Source organism: Hymenobacter baengnokdamensis (assembly GCF_008728635.1).
GTDB classification, from domain to species: Bacteria; Bacteroidota; Bacteroidia; order Cytophagales; family Hymenobacteraceae; genus Hymenobacter; species Hymenobacter baengnokdamensis.
In genome coordinates this window covers 459260-476105 of sequence record NZ_CP044285.1, presented here as the reverse complement: position 1 = coordinate 476105, position 16846 = coordinate 459260, and the positions used below count along the sequence as shown (strand labels likewise).

General features: G+C 58.7%; 11 protein-coding genes. 5 read left to right on the top strand and 6 right to left on the bottom strand.

What is annotated here, in order from left to right; all coding sequences use genetic code 11:
- Window positions 1-80: 80 nt before the first annotated feature.
- From ruvX to F6X24_RS02025, 3 genes are all read left to right on the top strand, one after another.
- On the top strand, window positions 81-512 hold the full coding sequence (ruvX, locus tag F6X24_RS02035; protein WP_151086158.1) for a Holliday junction resolvase RuvX: 432 nt from the start codon (window positions 81-83) through the stop codon (window positions 510-512).
- Window positions 512-1129 carry a peptide deformylase gene (def, locus tag F6X24_RS02030; RefSeq protein ID WP_151086156.1) on the top strand — a complete coding sequence of 206 codons (618 nt, stop codon included), beginning with the start codon at window positions 512-514 and terminating at the stop codon, window positions 1127-1129. Before ruvX ends, def begins: the two co-directional genes overlap by 1 nt.
- Window positions 1130-1318: 189 nt before the next feature.
- On the top strand, window positions 1319-2320 hold the full coding sequence (locus F6X24_RS02025; protein ID WP_151086155.1) for a zinc dependent phospholipase C family protein: 1002 nt from the start codon (window positions 1319-1321) through the stop codon (window positions 2318-2320).
- Window positions 2321-2397: 77 nt separating this feature from the next.
- Here the strand turns inward: F6X24_RS02025 and F6X24_RS02020 are convergent, their stop codons facing one another.
- From F6X24_RS02020 to F6X24_RS02010, 3 genes are all read right to left on the bottom strand, one after another.
- Window positions 2398-3816, bottom strand: a complete 1419-nt coding sequence (locus F6X24_RS02020; RefSeq protein WP_217278605.1) for an MFS transporter — start codon at window positions 3814-3816, stop codon at window positions 2398-2400.
- An 83-nt stretch (window positions 3817-3899) separates the two neighbouring features.
- Complete coding sequence (locus tag F6X24_RS02015; RefSeq protein ID WP_151086153.1) at window positions 3900-5729, bottom strand: alpha-amylase family glycosyl hydrolase; 1830 nt, start codon at window positions 5727-5729, stop codon at window positions 3900-3902.
- 130 nt (window positions 5730-5859) lie between these two features.
- On the bottom strand, window positions 5860-7719 hold the full coding sequence (locus F6X24_RS02010) for an alpha-amylase family glycosyl hydrolase (RefSeq protein WP_151086151.1): 1860 nt from the start codon (window positions 7717-7719) through the stop codon (window positions 5860-5862).
- Window positions 7720-7956: 237 nt separating this feature from the next.
- On the opposite strand from F6X24_RS02010, the gene glgP reads away from it, so the two are divergent.
- Both glgP and F6X24_RS02000 read left to right on the top strand, forming a co-directional pair.
- Window positions 7957-9603, top strand: a complete 1647-nt coding sequence (gene glgP, locus F6X24_RS02005) for an alpha-glucan family phosphorylase (protein WP_151086150.1) — start codon at window positions 7957-7959, stop codon at window positions 9601-9603.
- Window positions 9604-9751: 148 nt separating this feature from the next.
- The gene (locus F6X24_RS02000) at window positions 9752-10414 is read left to right on the top strand and encodes an SOS response-associated peptidase (protein ID WP_151086148.1); all 663 of its coding nucleotides are present in this window, start codon (window positions 9752-9754) and stop codon (window positions 10412-10414) included.
- A 6-nt stretch (window positions 10415-10420) separates the two neighbouring features.
- Here F6X24_RS02000 and F6X24_RS18830 read toward each other — a convergent pair whose 3' ends face one another.
- From F6X24_RS18830 to F6X24_RS01985, 3 genes are read right to left on the bottom strand one after another with little or no spacing between them, the layout of a single operon-like run.
- A complete protein-coding gene (locus tag F6X24_RS18830; RefSeq protein WP_191906419.1) occupies window positions 10421-12838 on the bottom strand; it encodes a hypothetical protein in 2418 nt (805 codons plus the stop codon).
- Between the two features lie 48 nt (window positions 12839-12886).
- Entirely contained in the window at window positions 12887-14074 is a 1188-nt protein-coding gene (locus F6X24_RS01990; RefSeq protein ID WP_151086146.1) for a DUF4249 domain-containing protein, read from the bottom strand.
- Complete coding sequence (locus F6X24_RS01985) at window positions 14074-16827, bottom strand: TonB-dependent receptor (RefSeq protein ID WP_151086144.1); 2754 nt, start codon at window positions 16825-16827, stop codon at window positions 14074-14076. Before F6X24_RS01985 ends, F6X24_RS01990 begins: the two co-directional genes overlap by 1 nt.
- Window positions 16828-16846 lie beyond the last annotated feature (19 nt).

The following is a 16846-nucleotide window of genomic DNA, read 5'->3' as shown; positions in this document are numbered from 1 at the left end:
CAGGTAAGCGGTGGCGGCAGCTACCAAGCTGGCCCGGCCCTGGGCAGATGCCGTATCTTTGTGATTTAAGGCGCCTGCTTATGTCATCTTCCCTTCCTGGTCGTATCCTGGCCATAGATTATGGCAATAAGCGAGTGGGCCTGGCTATTACCGACCCGCTTCAACTCATTGCTTCCCCGCTGGATACCATACATAGCCAGGACCTGGTAAAATTTGTGCTCGACTACCACCAGCGGGAGCCGCTGGCGGCCGTAGTGGTAGGAATGCCGCGTACGCTGCTCAACGAGCCCACCGACTCCACCAGTGCGGTGGTGGGCCTTTTGCGCCGCCTGCGCCGCGAGCTGCCCGCTGTGCCCGTGCACGAAATCGACGAGCGCTTTACTTCGCGCCTGGCCAGGCAAGCCATGCTGGCTGGCGGCCTGGGCCGCAAAGCCCGCCAAGACAAAGCCACGGTCGATAAAGTGAGCGCCGCGCTTATTCTTCAGTCATTTCTAGAATCCCCCCTTCGCTAATGATTCTCCCGATTGTTGCCATTGGTGACCCTGTATTAAAAACGCTTGCCAAAGCTATTCCGGCCGAACTGCCTGCCGCTGAGCTGAGCCAGCTGGTACAGGATATGTTCGAAACGATGTACTCGGCCCACGGCGTGGGTCTGGCCGCTCCCCAGATTGGCCGCAGCGTGCGGCTGTTTGTGATGGACTCGGGCCCCATGCTGGAAGTGGATGAAGACGATGAAGACGAGCCGGTAGAGGTAGCTACTGCCGATGAAATCCACGAAGCGCCCATCAAGCGGGCTTTTATCAACCCCCGCATGGTGAGCGAAACCGGCGAAGAGTGGGGCTTTGAGGAGGGCTGCCTGAGTATTCCGGGCGTGCGCGAGCTAGTATACAGAAACCCTAATATTGTGCTGCGCTACGAGGACGAAAACCGCCAGCCTCACGAAGAAGCCTTTAGCGGCATGGCGGCCCGGATTATTCAGCACGAATACGACCACCTGGAGGGCGTGCTGTTTACCGACAAGCTTTCGGCTTTTAAGAAACAGCTGCTCAAGGGCCGGCTGGCGCGCATCAGCAAGGGCGACGTAAAGCACGACTACCGCATGAAGTTTGCGACTACCGGGCGGCGGTAGGGCGGCCTATCAGGTAACAGAAGCCGGCATATCAGCTGATATGCCGGCTTTTTTGTTACTTGCTGCTTTGTTTATAGAACTATTGCTTTGTTCGGCATTCAGTTTTTGCTGTGTGCTGCTAAACAGCTTATTGCCTGTAAGGAGCGGCAAGCAACGAGTTATAAACTACTAATAGGCAGCCTATAAGACATGAATAAGCTGAATAAGTACGCACCGCGCTGGCAGTGGGTAGCCGTGTGGCTGCTGGCACTGCTGCCCCCACCGGCCCAGGCCTGGGGCTTCTTTGGTCATCGGCTGCTCAACCGGCTGGCCGTGTACACCCTGCCGCCCGAGATGCTGCCCTTCTTCAAGGCCAATATCGACTACCTTACCGTGAACGCCACGCGGCCCGACTCGCGTCGTACCGTAGTGCCAACGGAGGCGCCGCGCCACTTTCTGGATATTGATGCTTACGGCGATAGCGCCCTCACGCGCCACGGCCTGCCCCGCGCCTACGCCGATGCCGTGGCCCAGGCCGGTGGCGAAGACTCACTGCTGCGCCACGGCATTGTGCCCTGGCAGGTGGCCATGATGAAAAGTCAGCTCACAGCCGCCTTCCGCGACCAGGACACGGATAAGATTCTGCGGCTGGCCGCCGATATGGGGCACTACGTGGCCGATGCCTGCGTGCCGCTGCACACTACCCGCAACTACAACGGCCAGCTTACCAGCCAGCGCGGCATTCATGCGCTCTGGGAGTCGCGCCTGCCTGAGCTGCAGGCCGCCGAGTACAACCTGCTCACTGGCCCGGCACCGTACCTGGAGCAGCCCACCGAAGCCGCGTGGGCGGCCGTAGCGCGCGCCCACGCGGCCATCGACTCCGTATTCAGCATGGAGCGGGCGGTGTCGCGGGAATTGCCGGAGGACCGAAAATTTGGCTATGAGCAGCGTGGTAGTCAGACTATCCGCACGTACTCGCGCGAGTTTAGCCGGGCCTATCATCGTCGGCTCAATGGCCAGGTAGAGCGGCAGCTGCGCTACGCGGCACGCCTCATCGGAGCCTTCTGGTACACCTGCTGGGTCGATGCCGGCCAACCCGACCTGACTGAGATAGAGCAGCAGCCCTCGGTAGCCGAGCAGCTGCAAGTTGCGCAGGAGGCGAAGCAGGCGGCTGCGGCTCCGCAGGTAACTGTGCCGGGCCACGACGAATAAAAGGTGAGCGTTGGAAAGCATACAAAAAAGGGCTGACCTGTGAAAGTCAGCCCTTTTGAGATATAGTTAATTCAGGTTTAAACCTCCGGGTTGGCGCTGGCCAGCACGTCGTAGGCCATATTTTCGGCTGGGGTCATGTTGTTGGGCAGACGGATATCGTCGGCATCGTGCACGCGCAGGGTGAGCAGGCCGGCCAGTATCATCGATATGCCGCCGATGATGAGCGTATAGATGGGTTGGTCATGAAACACGTATTTCGTGAGCGGGCCCAGGATAAGACCCGCCGCGCCCTGGGGCAGCACCACAAAAAAGTTGAAGACGCCCATATAATACCCCATTTTGCTCGAAGGCAGGGCCCCGGCCAGCATGGCATAGGGCACGGACAGGATACTCGCCCAGGCAATGCCCACGCCCACCATCGAGACGAGAATATAGTGGTAGTCGTGAATAAAGTAAATAGAAATCAGCCCCAGGCCGCCTAGTACCAGGGCCAGCATGTGGGTGAAGCGGCGGCTCGTAGCCCGCGCCACCAGCGGCAGCAGCAGGGCCATCACGGCCGATAAGCCATTGTACACCGAGAAGCAAACGCCCACCCAGTCGCCGCCCTTGTTATAGTCGGCAGAGGTGGGGTTGGTGGTGTGAAAAATGTGGCTGGTAACGGCCTGCGTAGTGTAAATCCACATGGCAAACAGCGCAAACCACGAAAAGAACTGCACCACGGCCAATTGGCGCATGGTACGAGGCATCTCGAAAATGCCGGCGAACGACTCGCGGAAGCCGTGCGCGAGACCGGCAGTACGAGCTTTTTCGGCTTCAAACTCGGCCAGGTTTTCGGGCGGATACTCACGGGTGCGCAACACCGTCCAGAGAACAGCCAGGAAGAAAACGATGCCTCCCGCCGTAAAGGAGTAGCGCACGGAGGCCGGAATGTGGCCCGCCGTGGCCGTATTGGAAATGTGAAACCAGTTGGTAAGCATCCAGGGCAGCGACGACGCTACCACGGCCCCTATGCCAATAAAAAAGGTTTGGGCCCCGAAGCCCGTGGTGCGCTGCGAGGAGGGCAGCAGGTCGCCGACCAGCGCCCGGAAAGGCTCCATGCTGATGTTGATGCTCGAATCCATTATCCAGAGCATACCGGCGGCCATCCACAGGGCCGTCACGTTGGGCATTATCAGTAGGGAAAGCGAAGCCAGGATGGCCCCCACCAGAAAATAAGGCCGACGCCGGCCCCAGCGTGGGCTCCAGGTGCGGTCGGAGAGGTAGCCGATGATGGGCTGCACCAGCAGGCCCGTCGCGGGCGCAGCCAGCCACAGAAAGGCTATCTCGTCGGTTTTGGCCCCCATCGTTTCGAAGATGCGGCTTACATTGGCGTTCTGCAGGGCAAAGCCAAACTGAATACCCAGAAAGCCGAAGCTCATGTTCCAGATTTGCCAGAAGCTGAGGCGGGGCTTTACGCGCAGCGAGGCGGGCGAGGCGACCACGGTAGATGCAGCCATGAAAGCAGAAGGGGCGAAAGGGTGGGAAAACGAGTAAGGAAAGTTACGTTACCACGGCTGGTAAAAGCGCACGGGGTCAGCGGTTAGCGCGGCTTTATTTCCAGCACCGTGGCGCTGAGGGGTTCCAGGGTCAGGTTGAGGCTGTTGCGGGCTTCGCCACCGTTCAATAAGTCGTGGTAAGCATAAATGCGCTGCGGGTCGAGGCCGATGGTTTGCAGCACATTATCCGGAATAAGCACGGTAGGGTGGTAGGTTTTGGTGTCGCTGAAATTGACGACAACCAGCACCTGCTGGCCTTTGCTGTAGCGCAAAAAGGTATAGAGCTTGCGCTGGTCGTACTCCTTGCCGAGGTTGTTGGCATCCTGCAATTCATAAAACCGGCCTTTGCGGATGGCTTCGCTGCTGCCTGCCAGCGAAAGCAGACGGGCGTAGAAATCGCGCAGCTGCTTTTGCTCGGGGCTGAGCTTGCCGCCGTCAAATTTGCCGTGGTTCATCCACTTCTGGTGCTCGGGCACGCTCCAGTAGTCGAAGATGGTGGTGCGGCCATCGCCCGTGTTAAAGCCCGCCGCGCCGGCGGCCGGCTCGCCTACTTCCTGGCCCATGTAAAGCATGACGGGGCCGCTGGCCAGCGTGGCCGCCACCGTCATGGCCGGAATAGCCCGGCGCGGGTTGGTCGCAAACTCCTTGGAAGCAATGCGCTGCTCGTCGTGGTTTTCCAGAAAGCGTAGCATGTGCGAGCTAAAGCCGTTGCTTTCCTCTTTCCAGACGTGGGTAATGTCGTCGGTGGTGCCTTCCTGGCGCATCAGGCGGCGCAGGCCATCGTAGAGGCCCACTTTATCATACAAAAAGTCGAAGTGGCCTTTGGTCAGGTACGTGTTGTATTCTTTCGGATTATAGGCTTCGCCGATAAAGATGATGCCCGGCTTTACCTTCTTAACTTCCGGAATAACATAGGCCCAGAACTCGACGGGCACCATCTCGGCTACGTCGCACCGAAAGCCATCTACGTCTTTCTGAGCCCAATACACGAGAATGTCACGCATCTTCTTCCAGGTGTCGGGCACCGGGTCGAAGTGCGTGGCCCGGCCATTCTGGTAATCGACGCCGTAGTTGAGCTTCACCGTTTCGAACCAGTCGTCGAGCTTGGGGGCGGCCGAAAACACGTCGTTGCCGGTTGCCTTGGCCGGAAACTCGTTGTATTTGCCATCCTCGCCCGGCCCTTTGAGCGCGCCGAGCGGATTGTAGCCGGCCGGCACCACAAAATGCTGGCCGGGCAGGTAATAGAAATTATTGTTGGGAGCGAAGGACTTGGTCTTATCATCCTGCGCGCCGAGGTCAACCACGCCCGCAGGCTTCGCATCAGAATGGTAGGAGCGGGCTACGTGATTAGGAATAAAGTCGATAATAACCTTAAGCCCGTGGGCATGGGTACGCTTTACCAGCGCCTCAAACTCTTCCAGCCGGTTTTTAGGATTCACGGCCAGGTCGGGGTCTACGTCGTAATAGTCCTTCACGGCGTAGGGCGAGCCGGCGCGGCCTTTCACCACGTCGGCATCGTCGGCGGGGAGGCCGGCTGCGGGGTAGCTCGTCATGGTGGCGTGCTCCAGCACGCCGGTGTACCACATATGCGATACGCCCAGCTCCTTTATCTTGGTCAGCGCCAGGTCGTTGATGTCGTTAAACTTGCCGCAGCCATTTTCCAGAATAGTGCCGTAGGGCTTATTCAGCGCCACTTTGTTGCCAAACAGGCGCGGCAAGAGCTGGTAGATAACGAGCTTGTTATCCTGGGGCACTTCGGAAGTCGTATTCGGGTCGTTGGCCAGAACAGGAGCAGAGGTATCAGCCACGGGTAAAGAGGGCGGGGTAAAGGCGGATAATGCCAGCAAACTGGCCGCCAGCGTCAGATTCTTCATAGGCGGCCGTAAGTTAGGGCTCAGAGGGCAGGGTTTAACCCGTACGCCTGCGTTGAAGCCGCTCAGGAAGTCACGCGGCGAGCTTGTAAGCTCATGCAAACTTCCTGAGCAGCTTCACTTTCAGCGCGTGCTACTTCCGCAGCTCTACCACCCAGGCCGTGTGGGCCGGGAGGTGCAGGGTCTTTAAATCGGTGATAGCCGCTCCGCTCACTACTTCTACGCCCGACGAAAAGCCGTCGGTGCGCTCGGCGTAGCGCGTGCCATCTACCTTCTTTTCCTCTTTCGTATTGTTGGCGATAATCATCACGCACTCACCACCTTCGTTGTAGCGGAAGTAGGTGTACACGCCATCCTGCGGAATAAACTGCATAAGCTTGCCGCTGCTCAGCACCGGGTGGGCCTTGCGATAGTTGGCCAGCTTGCTCACGTAGTCAAATGCCTCCCCGGCCTGGCCCGGCCGCGCTACGAAATAGTTGGTTTTGTCGCCGGCCCAGCCGCCGGCAAAATCTTCCCGCACCTTGCCGTCAGGATTCGAAAAATTCTTCATCAGCACTTCAGTGCCGTAGTAGAGCTGTGGCACGCCGCGCAGGGTCAGCAGCCAGGCAATACCCATCTTATACTTGTTGAAATCTTCGCCGATAACCGAGTAGAAGCGGCTCATGTCGTGGTTGTCCAGGAAAGGCACGTTGCGGGTAGCATCGGTGTAGAGCCAGTCGCCCTGAATGGCGTGGTAGAGCTTGCTCAGGTCGCCGTTGTCGCCTTTGAGCGCATCGCCCACGGCAAAGCAAATCTGGAAGTCGAGTACGCCGGGCAGGTTCGACTTAAACCCATTCACGGGCGGCAGAATATTTTGGGCAAAGAAGGCCTGCTCGGCCTCCGTGCCTTCCCAGGCTTCGCCAAACATAGATAATTTAGGATATTCGTCGGCCATCGCCTTGCCCCAAGCCATCAGGAACTGCGGCTCCGAATACGGGTAGGTATCAATGCGGTAGCCATCGAGGCCGGTGCTTTCGACCCACCACAGAAAGTTCTGAATCAGGTAGGTAGCTACCAGCGGGTTGCTTTGGTTCACATCGGGCATGGTGGTGTCAAACCAGCCATCGTTTTCCAGCTTGCGGTCGAGCTGCGAGCCGTGCGGGTCGTTGAGCACGAAGGCGTTGTAGTTGCTGCGTGTGAATTTAGGAAAGGCGTGAAACCAGTCGGCAGCGGGCTTGTCCAGAAACAAGTGGTGGTAGCTGCCCCAGTGGTTGAGCACGATATCCTGCACCACTTTCAGGCCCTGGCTGTGGGCGTTCTTCACAAATTGCACGTACTCGGCATTGGTGCCGTAGCGCGGGTCGATTTTGTAGCAATCCGTGACGGCGTAGCCGTGGTAGCTGGCTTTGGGCATATCGTTTTCGATAACCGGTGTAGGCCAGATAGCCGTGGCGCCCAGCTGCTTGATGTAGGCAAAGTGGTCCTCAATACCCTTGAGGTCGCCGCCGTGCCGGGCATACATCGAGTCGCGGGCAATGTGATTTACGCGGGTGCCTTTTACCACGTCGTTCTTCGGGTTGCCGTTGGCAAAGCGGTCGGGCATCAGCATGTAGATGAAGTCGGCCTGCGTGAGGCCCTGCGTGCGGGCCGGGTCCTGGTTGCGGGGCCGCAGCTCGTAGCTGTAGCTGATTCCTTTAGCGCCCTTAAACTGAAGCTTAAGCTTGCCAGGCTGTGCCTGGGGGCTAATGGTAAGGTTGACAATGAGGTAGTTAGGGCTTTCGAGCTTCTGCGAGCCATTGAGCGTAACGCCGGGATAGGTAGCGAGGCTCACCTGGCTGGCCGCGATGCCGGGCGCGTTTACCAGCAGCTGCAGCTGCGGGTTTTTCATGCCCACAAACCAATAAGTGGGGTCGATGCGAACCGGCGCGGCAACGGGGGCCGTGGCCCAGGCCGGCAAGGCCCCCAGCAACTGTATGGCCGCTACCGCAGCCAGGAGAAAGCGAAAAATGCGCATAAGCCAGATAATGAGTGGGTAAGGTGGGAAAAAGCAGAATGAAATCAGTCTCAGTCAAGTGGCGGGAAGCCCGGAAAGGTCGACGTTCAGGCTCCGCAAACCATTGCGGAAGTGGCGGGCCGAACCCACAGGCAAAATACACCGACTTGCGCCGCGCGCCCGCTAGCTTTGGGTTGTGGGTCGTTCATTTGCTGCACTAAACCCTCTTAGTAACAACTCGCTACCAACTTTTTTTCGATGACTTTTCAATTTAAAGCGCCCACTCCGGCCGCTAAATACAAGACGGCGGCTGCTTACTTCTCCATGGAGTTTGCCCTCGACCAGAGCCTGAAAATCTATTCCGGCGGGTTGGGCTTTCTGGCGGGCTCGCACATGCGCTCGGCCTACGAGCTCAAGCAGAACCTCATCGGCATTGGCATTCTGTGGACGTATGGCTACTACGACCAGGAGCGCAACCCCGACCAGAGCATGAAAGCCGAGTTTCTGCACAAGCATTATTCGTTTCTGCAGGATACGGGGCTGGTTTTCCCCATCATCATTCACGATGCCGAAGTGCACGTGAAAGCGCTGTACCTGGCGCCCGACACGTTTGGCACCGCGCCGATGTTTTTCCTGACGACTGACATTCCGGAAAACGACTACCTCTCGCGCACTATCTCGCACCACCTCTATGACCCGGACACCGCCGCGCGCGTGGCGCAAAGCATGCTGCTGGGCATTGGTGGCGGCAAGCTGCTTGATGTGCTGGGCCGGCAAACCGACATCTACCACCTCAACGAGGGCCACGGCCTGCCGCTGGCGTTTTATCTCTACCAAAAGCACGGCCGCGACCTGGCCGAAGTACAAAAGCGGCTGGTGTTTACGACCCACACGCCCGAGCTGGCCGGCAACGAGGAGCACCCCATGAAGCTGCTCCAGGATATGAGCTTTTTTGCGGGCGTGCCCGCCGAGGAAGTGCGCCAGGTGGCGCGGGTCGAAAATGACACGCTCAACTATACCCTTACTGCGCTGCGCTTTGCCCGTAAAGCCAACGCGGTGAGCAAAGTACACGGCACGGTAGCCAACGAAATGTGGGGCCACTACGCGGGCATCTGCCCCATCATCTCCATTACCAATGCCCAGAATGGCACTTACTGGCGCGACCCGCAGCTGGCAGCCGCCCACAAGGCCAAAAACGACGACGCCCTGCTGGCTCGCAAGAAGGACTTGAAAAAGGCGTTGTTCTGCACGGTAGCCGACCAGACGGGCACCCTGCTCGACCCGAATGTGCTGACTATCGTGTGGGCCCGCCGCTTCGCGGCCTACAAGCGGGCCGACCTCATCCTGCGTGATTTTGAGCGCTTTGTAAAGCTGGTGACCAACGACGAGCGCCCGGTACAGGTAATCTGGGCTGGCAAGCCGTATCCGAAAGATTATGGTGCAATTAATATATTCAACGACATCATCCGCAAGACCAAGGACCTGAAGCGCTGTGCTGTGCTCACGGGCTACGAGCTGGGCTTATCGGCCGAGCTGAAAAAGGGTTCGGACCTCTGGCTGAACACCCCGCGCTACCCACGCGAGGCCAGCGGCACCAGCGGCATGACGGCCGCCATGAACGCCTGCGTAAGCGTGAGCATCGCCGATGGCTGGATTCCGGAGTTTGCCAAAGATGGTGAAAACTGCTTCCTCATTGAGCACACCGACGTGAGCCTGCCCGATGCGCAGAAGGATGATATTGAGGCCGCCACGCTCCTGAGCGTGCTAGAAAACACGGTGGTGCCGATGTACTATGACCAGCCCAAGCAATTCCTGAAAGTGGTGAAGGCCGCCATGAAAGATGTGGAGCCGGAGTTTGAGAGCACGCGCATGGCCCGGGAGTATTACGAGCAGCTGTACAAGTAAATAGGCTTAGTAAGCGCGCATAAGCTGTCGTGCTGCGCCTGCGAAGCATCTTATCACCCCCGGCAAACGTTAGGAGAAGCATCCTGGCAGCTGCGGCCGCGATAAGGTGTTTCGCAGGCGCAGCACGACTTTTTTAGCCTGACTTTTTATGTGTGGCCGCTATACCATTATCACCCCAGCGCCGGCGTTAGCCAAGCGCTTCAATGCGAAGGAAGCACCAGCTCCGGCGCCCAATTTCAACGCCGCGCCCTCGCAGGCGCTGCCCATCATCACCAATGCCGCGCCCGGCCAGATTCAGCTCGTGAGCTGGGGCCTGGTGCCCGGCTGGAGCCGCGACCCGGCCAGCGGCCCCAAGCCCATTAATGCCCGCGCCGAAACCCTGATAGAGAAGCCCAGCTTCCGGCAGCTGCTGGCCCGTAAGCGCTGCCTGGTGCTGGCCGACAGTTTTTACGAGTGGCAGGCCACGGAGCGCGGCAAAATTCCGCATCGTATTTTGCTGAAAGATGAGCAGCCGTTCGCTTTTGCCGGCCTCTGGGACGAGTGGCTCGACAAAAGCACCGGCGAGCTGCACCCTACGTTTACCATCGTCACAACCGAGCCCAACGAGCTGATGGCCAGGCTGCACAACCGGATGCCGGTTATTCTGCCCGGTCCCGAAGCCGAACAGGCCTGGCTTTCCGATAGACTGGGCCCATCGCAGCACCAGCAGTTGCTGGTGCCTTATGATGCCAGCTTAATGCGCGAATACGTTATTACAAGCCGCGTAAACTCGCCCGCCCACAACGATGCCGAGGTGTTAGTGGCGGCGTAGCAACGGCTATAGGGCAGGCTTTACCTCAAATGTAAAGCTGGCACTGCCCGCCTGCCCGTCATTGCCCAGGCCCTGGGCCACTACCAGGTAGCGCCCCGCCTGGTCGGAAGTATAAAAAGTGAGTTTCTGACTGCCGCCGGCTGTTAGCTTTACCTCGGGGTTCCAGTACAGCAGGTTGCGCAGGTCGGGTAGCGTGGTGCTTTGCTGAGCCGGAGTTTCGTAGCGGGGCGCGAAAAATTCCCGGTGTCCCTGCATGCCTTCATACTCTTCCAGCAAGGCGCGTGGGTCGAGCGCGAAGCCTGCTAGGTCACCCTTATACGTGGCAAAGCTTACGACGCCCTCGTACGTTTCGGGGCCGTAAAAGTAGCGCTTGGTCATGACGGCAATCTTGCGAATCCGCAACGGGTCGAATGCCATTAGCTTGTTGAGGTTGAACTGGGGTACGCCATCGAGCAGTACCAGCGGGTCTTCATGAAACATCATCTGGCGGGCCTTATCGGCTACCAGAAAATGAAAGCCGTCTTTATGCATGCGCACCCGTACCCCCATGATGTACTCGCGCATCACTTCTTCCAGCACCTTAAAGCGGGTGTAATCGTCGAGGCGATACTGCTCGCTGGGTGGCCCATAAAAATCGGTCGTATCGCGGGCCGGTAGCTCGTAGCGGGCGAGCTTGCCAAAGTAAGCATTTTGCAGCTGGGTTTGCAGGTGCCGCTGCGTAAGCGCCGGCTCCAGACGCGGCGAAAGTGCCAGGGCGCCCGGTAGCGTGGCCGCATAGCGCTCAGAGTAGGGCGACAGCAGCTCCAGCCGGTAGGTGCTATCGCGCCGGTAGTTGGTTTGAAGAATTACCTGGTGGTGACCATAAAAATCCTTCAGCTCAAACTGCACTAACCCATCGGGGCGGCTTTTGGAGGTGTAAAAGCGGGCATTGGGGCTCGGCCAGGCCAGATACGTCATAATACCTGGTGCCGGTGCCCCGGCGGCTGTAAGCACCCGGCCCTGGACCAGCGGGCCATTTATCTCCGGCACATACGAGAGGGCAGGCGTATGGGCTGCCAGTACATCACGCCAGCGAAAGCGGCTCCAGCCGTGCGTAAGCATGAGGTTATCGGCAGCCTCCCGGCCCACCCGGCTGGAGTCGCGCAGGTAGTAGCCGGGGTTCTCTACCCTGCCTTTCAGGTCGGAAGTGAGGCTGAGAAAGCTGCTGATATCAGCCGGATTTGTCCCGGCGGCCAGTGAGTCGAGCTGGTAGACGGCCACCGACATATTAGCGGCTGTAGCGCCTGGTAGCGCCAGGCTCAGGCTAACTTTTTCGCGTGGCCCATACTGCACTTTGTCGGAGCTGGCCGCTAGGGCCAGTGGCTGCTCGGGTCGTTGAAAGTAAAGCCGTTCGGCTACTGGCTCACGGCGGCTGTTAAAAACGGTAAAGTGGGAAATGCCTTCGAGCAAATCCTGCTTGTTCAGCAAAAAGCGCGTATTGCCGGTTGCATCGGGGGTAGCGGCTTGCGCTGCTGCTACGTGCTGCCCCGAGTGGGCTACCAACAGCAGCCGTGAAGCGGCTGGCCCGGCTTCGCGGGTAGCTACGGTGAGGCGTAGCTGGGCGGGGCCAGCTTCTTCGAGGTGTAGCACGTAGCCGTGGGCCGCCGCTACTGGTAGCCGGCCTGTAACCACGGTGCCGTTTGCCAGCCTGACTTCGGCCAGGTAAGCCACCGCAGCTTCGGCAGGGGTAAAAGAGAAACTCCCCAGGCCAAACTTAAGTGAGCGGAACGTCGCCACTACTGCTCCCTGGCTGTTGCGCACCAGGCCGGTAGCGTCAAGGCCTTGGCCCGCCTGGTTAGTCAGCCGAAAGGCAACCTTGCTCGTGAGCCCTTGTACGAGGCTGCCGCCTTCGGGAAAAAACTGGAGGTCGTAGGCGGGCGCAGCCGCAACCGGGGCCGCTCCCGAAGCCGCGAATGTATTGATAATGGTAACCGGAGCCTGGAAATAAAACTCGGGGCCAAAATTCTTCATCCAGTTGGTGTAGGCCCGCACAGTATAAACTCCCGTGGCCAGCGAGGCCGGTAGCTCAAGCGCACCCTGCCCACTGGCGTCGTGCAAAGCGATACTGGCCTGCACTACTGGCTGTTGCAGCTGGTTAAGTATTTCTACATAAGCTACTTTGCTCAGGGTAAGCGGTTTGTGAAAGGTGCCATCCAAAGCGTAGAGCTTGAGCCACATCGTTTCGCGGGCTGTGTACACAGGCCGGTCGAGGTGCACATACAGCTTTTCCACCAGCATTTGCTGGCCGTAGCGCGCCAGCTGCTGACCAACGGTGGCCAGCGAGTCGGCAGACTGAGCCTGAGCCGGGCCAGCCAGCCAGCCGCTAGCCAGCAGCAGCCCCAGTAGCCACTGGCGGCAACCAGCCAATGAAGTAAGGTTTGTCATCATCCAAAAGGAAGTCAGCTTGATAGCCATAATTGGTGCAGACACTGCCTACGGCCAGAAGCTGGGCTTTACATTGGTGCCCCGCGTGCGGCAGTCGATGCACTCCAATGTGCTCACGGTATAGTCGTGGCCACTAGGCAGGATGGCCACGGGATAAAGGATATTGCGCCGAAAAACCATAAGCGCGTAGTTGGGGATGGGTGGGTCATCCATGTAAGCTGGCTTGTCTTTCGGAATGGTGTCGAGCCGGCAGCCATCATTTACCGCATCGGCATACACGAGCTGCCCTTTGGGTAGTTCGTCTCGGGCAATGAACAGGCGTTGCTCTACTACTGAGTGAGCGGAGACAAAGCCAAGTACGGGCTCGCTCGAATCACTAAGCGAGTGCACGTTGCCGGTGAGCTGCGAAGGCAGCGGGTCGTTAATGGTGCCCACGCTCTCGGTGTTTTTGCGCAATATTTCCCAGTAGTCGTACTCCGCCTGCGTTTGGGCATACTGGCGCACCAGGATGCTATAAAGCGATTGGAAGCGCTCGCTGGGAAATGCGAGAAACTGCAGCGGGTAATCACTTACAACATCCTGGCTCAGCGTCGCCGTCGTGTTCTGCTTAATGCTGGTCGACGGCTCGGTATGCCAGCAGTGGTAGATATCCTCGGTGCGGGGCACCACGTAAGGAGCCGGCGGGTTCGCGTTGGTGTCTTTGAACGTGACCACCGAAAAGTAGGCCGCCGTAAACGCCCAGGTTTCGCTGTAGTCCCAGCGATAGTAGTGCGTGTTGCTGGCTGGGTCATGGGCGCTCACATACACCTGAAGCCCCTGGTTTTCCAGCTTCCAGCTGACACGGTCGATGGGCGGTGTCGTTTTGGCCTCAATCAGGTCGGAAAGGTAGGCGCGGCCTTTCGCCGTTGTAATAGAAAGCTGGTACTTGCGCGTGGGGTCGAGCGTTTGGGTAGGCGAGGAGTAGGTACCGGCCGGGCTTTCAGTGAGCGGGTAATGCCGGCCTAGGTCATCCTGGATGTAGACAGTGGCTTTCGGCTCAACCGAAACGCTGCCCTTGGCGGCCAGAGCCTGCGTGCGGGTGAGCTTAATAACGGTACTGCCCTGGGTATTGATAAATCCGTCTACTACGAGGTAGGTCTGCGCGGCGGCCGGAGTATTAATGGTATAGGGCTCTATGCAGCTGCCCAAAGCAAGCAGTCCGGCCAGCACCAGATAACGTATGGAAGTAAAGCCCATTAGAAGCGGAAGTTGTAGGTGACGGTTGGGATAGGCTGCGCGAAGATGGAGAGCTGGTAGCCGTTAATCTGGCCGTTTTGTGATTGAAAATAAACCGAGTACGGGTTGTGGCGGCCCGTAAGGTTGTACACCGCCAGCGTCCAGGAGCTGTGCGCCAGCTTATTAACCTTATGGTTGCCCTCGATATTCATGGCCAGGTCCATGCGGTAGTAGTCGGGCACGCGGTAGGCGTTGCGGTCAGAGTAATACACGCGCAGCGAATTGCCCAGGTAGTACTTAGCCAAAGGCAGGGTAATAGGCCGGCCCGTGCTATAGTTGAGGTTCATCGATAAGCTGAAGCGCCGGCTAAAACGGTAGTTGCTGACCAGGGTGGCATCATGGGGCTTGTCAAAGTTGCTGGGGTAGTAGCTGCCGCCGTTGATGATATCGGTGCCGGTGTTCACTTGTACCAGTGAGCGGGAATAGGTGTAGCTCAGCCAGCCGTTGAGCTTCCCCGTCGACTTACGCACCATAAACTCAACACCATAGGCCCGGCCTTCGCCATTCACCACGTCGGTTTCGAGGTGGTGGTTGAGTAGCAGGGTAGCTCCGCCTTTGTAGTCCAGAAAATCGTGCATCACCTTATAGTAGGCCTCCACCGACGTTTCGATGGTATTCGACTCGAAATTGCGGTAATAGCCCACCGAAGCCTGGTCACCCACCTGCGGCCGGATGTAGCGGTCGCTCAGCTTCCAGCTGTCGGTAGGCGAAACCACCGTGGTGTTGGTGAGCTGATGAATATACTGTCGCATCCGGTTCAGGCTCAGCTTCACCGACGAGTTGGCCGAGGCAGCATACTTTGCCGAAAGCCGGTATTCGGGGCCTTGGTAAGTGGCCAGCACCTTGCCGCTGCCATAGCTGGTAACCCCCGTAATGGTCGACTCGCTGAGCGAAATGCCGGGTTGATACTCATTCACATCGCGGGGCCCCAGGGCATTGTAGAGCGAATAGCGCAGCCCGGCGGCCACCGAAAAGCGCGGCGAGATATCGAAGCGGTCAGATATATAAAGTGCGCTCTCCAGCGCGCGCTCGGTGCTTAGTACGTCGTTGACTACCAGCGAGCTGCTTCCCAGCGGGCTAAGGCTGCCCGGCGCAATCTGATAAAACAGCGAGCTGCCCCCAAACTCGATGGTGTGCCGCGCATTCGGAAAATAGCTAAAATCGGCCTGCACCCCGCCCTGATTCAGATTGTAGGACAGCTGCGACGCCGTAACCGGGTTGCGCTCGGTGCTCAGGCTGTATTGGTAGCGGCTGAATGTACCGGTCAGTACACCGTAGAGCTTATCGTTGATAACGTGCTTCCATTTCAGGCTGCCGGCCAGGTTACTATAGTTGTACACGGTGTCGGTAGCCAGCCGGAAGCGGTCATGGCTATAGTAGCCAGTCGCATACAGGCTGTTGCGGTCGCTGAAATCGTAGGCTATGTGGGCGCTCAAATCATAAAAGGAGGCGGCGCTCGAATTCAGACTCTTGCTTGGGAGCTGTTTCAGCAGCCAGTCGGAATAGGAGGTGCGGCCTGCTACCAGAAAAGACCCTTTTCCCTTTGCCAGCGGCCCTTCCAGGGTGAGGCGGCTGGTGAGTAGCCCAATGCCGCCCGAGGCCTCGATTTTCTTGCGGTTACCGTCGCGGGTGGCAATGTCGAGCACCGACGAGAGCCGCCCGCCGTAGCGGGCCGGTACGGTGCTTTTATACAGCTCAACCGACTTCAGCATGTCGGGGTTAAAAGCCGAAAAAAAGCCGAACAGGTGCGAGGGGTTGTAAATGGTCGCGTCATTGAACAAGACCAGGTTCTGGTCGGTGCCACCGCCGCGCACGCTCATGCCGGTATTGCCCTCACCCACCGATTTTACCCCCGGCAGCGTGAGGATAACCCGCAGAATATCGGCCTCGCCAAAAACCGTGGGTACCTGCTTAATGGTCTTAATGTCCAGCTTTTGCACGCCCATTTGCATGCTGGTTACGTTGTGGTCCTTCTCCGCTTCAATCACTACCTCTTTCAGCGGCGTAATATCTTCCTCAACTTCAAGGTCGAGCTTGCCGTTGCCGTGCAGGTTCAGCAGCCGCACGGTATTCTTGATGCCCAGGCCCCGCAGGTTCAGGCGCTGGCGGCCCACCGGCAGCGTAAGGGTGTAAGAGCCAAATTGGTCGGTCGAAACCCCGATAGTAGGATTTTCTATATATACGGAGGCGCCTACTACCGGCTCGCCGCTCTTGGCTTCCCGCACCCGGCCCGTGATAGTAGCCTTGCCATTGCTGGAAGCCTGGTCGAGCCCCAGCTCATACACCTTGCCGGCTACCGCACCAGCCACCACCGGGCGGGCGGCGGGGTTTGAGCCGGCTTGGGCTGCCGGTTCCTTCCCGGCGGGCTGAAAAAAATTGTCGGGCAACCGCGTCTCGATGGCTACCCCGGTGGTGATGTACACCCGGTGGTCGGCGGCTACGGCAAACTGCAGGGGGGTAGCACGCAGCGCCCGACGCAGCACTTCGTCCAGGGGCTGGTCCACTACCTGAAGGGTGATGCGGACGCTATCTACATCGGCCGGCTTATAGTAAAAGCGGTAGGGCGTGGTAGCGGCCAGCTGCCGCACAAACTCAGTAAAGGGCAACTGCCGGAAATCGCCGCTGATGGTGGGCGGCGGGGCCTGCTGCCCGTAGCCTGCCACTCCGTAGCTCAGCAGTAAACTCAATAAGATAAAACGGTAAAAAAAAGTCATGTGGCGCGATGGAGGTAGC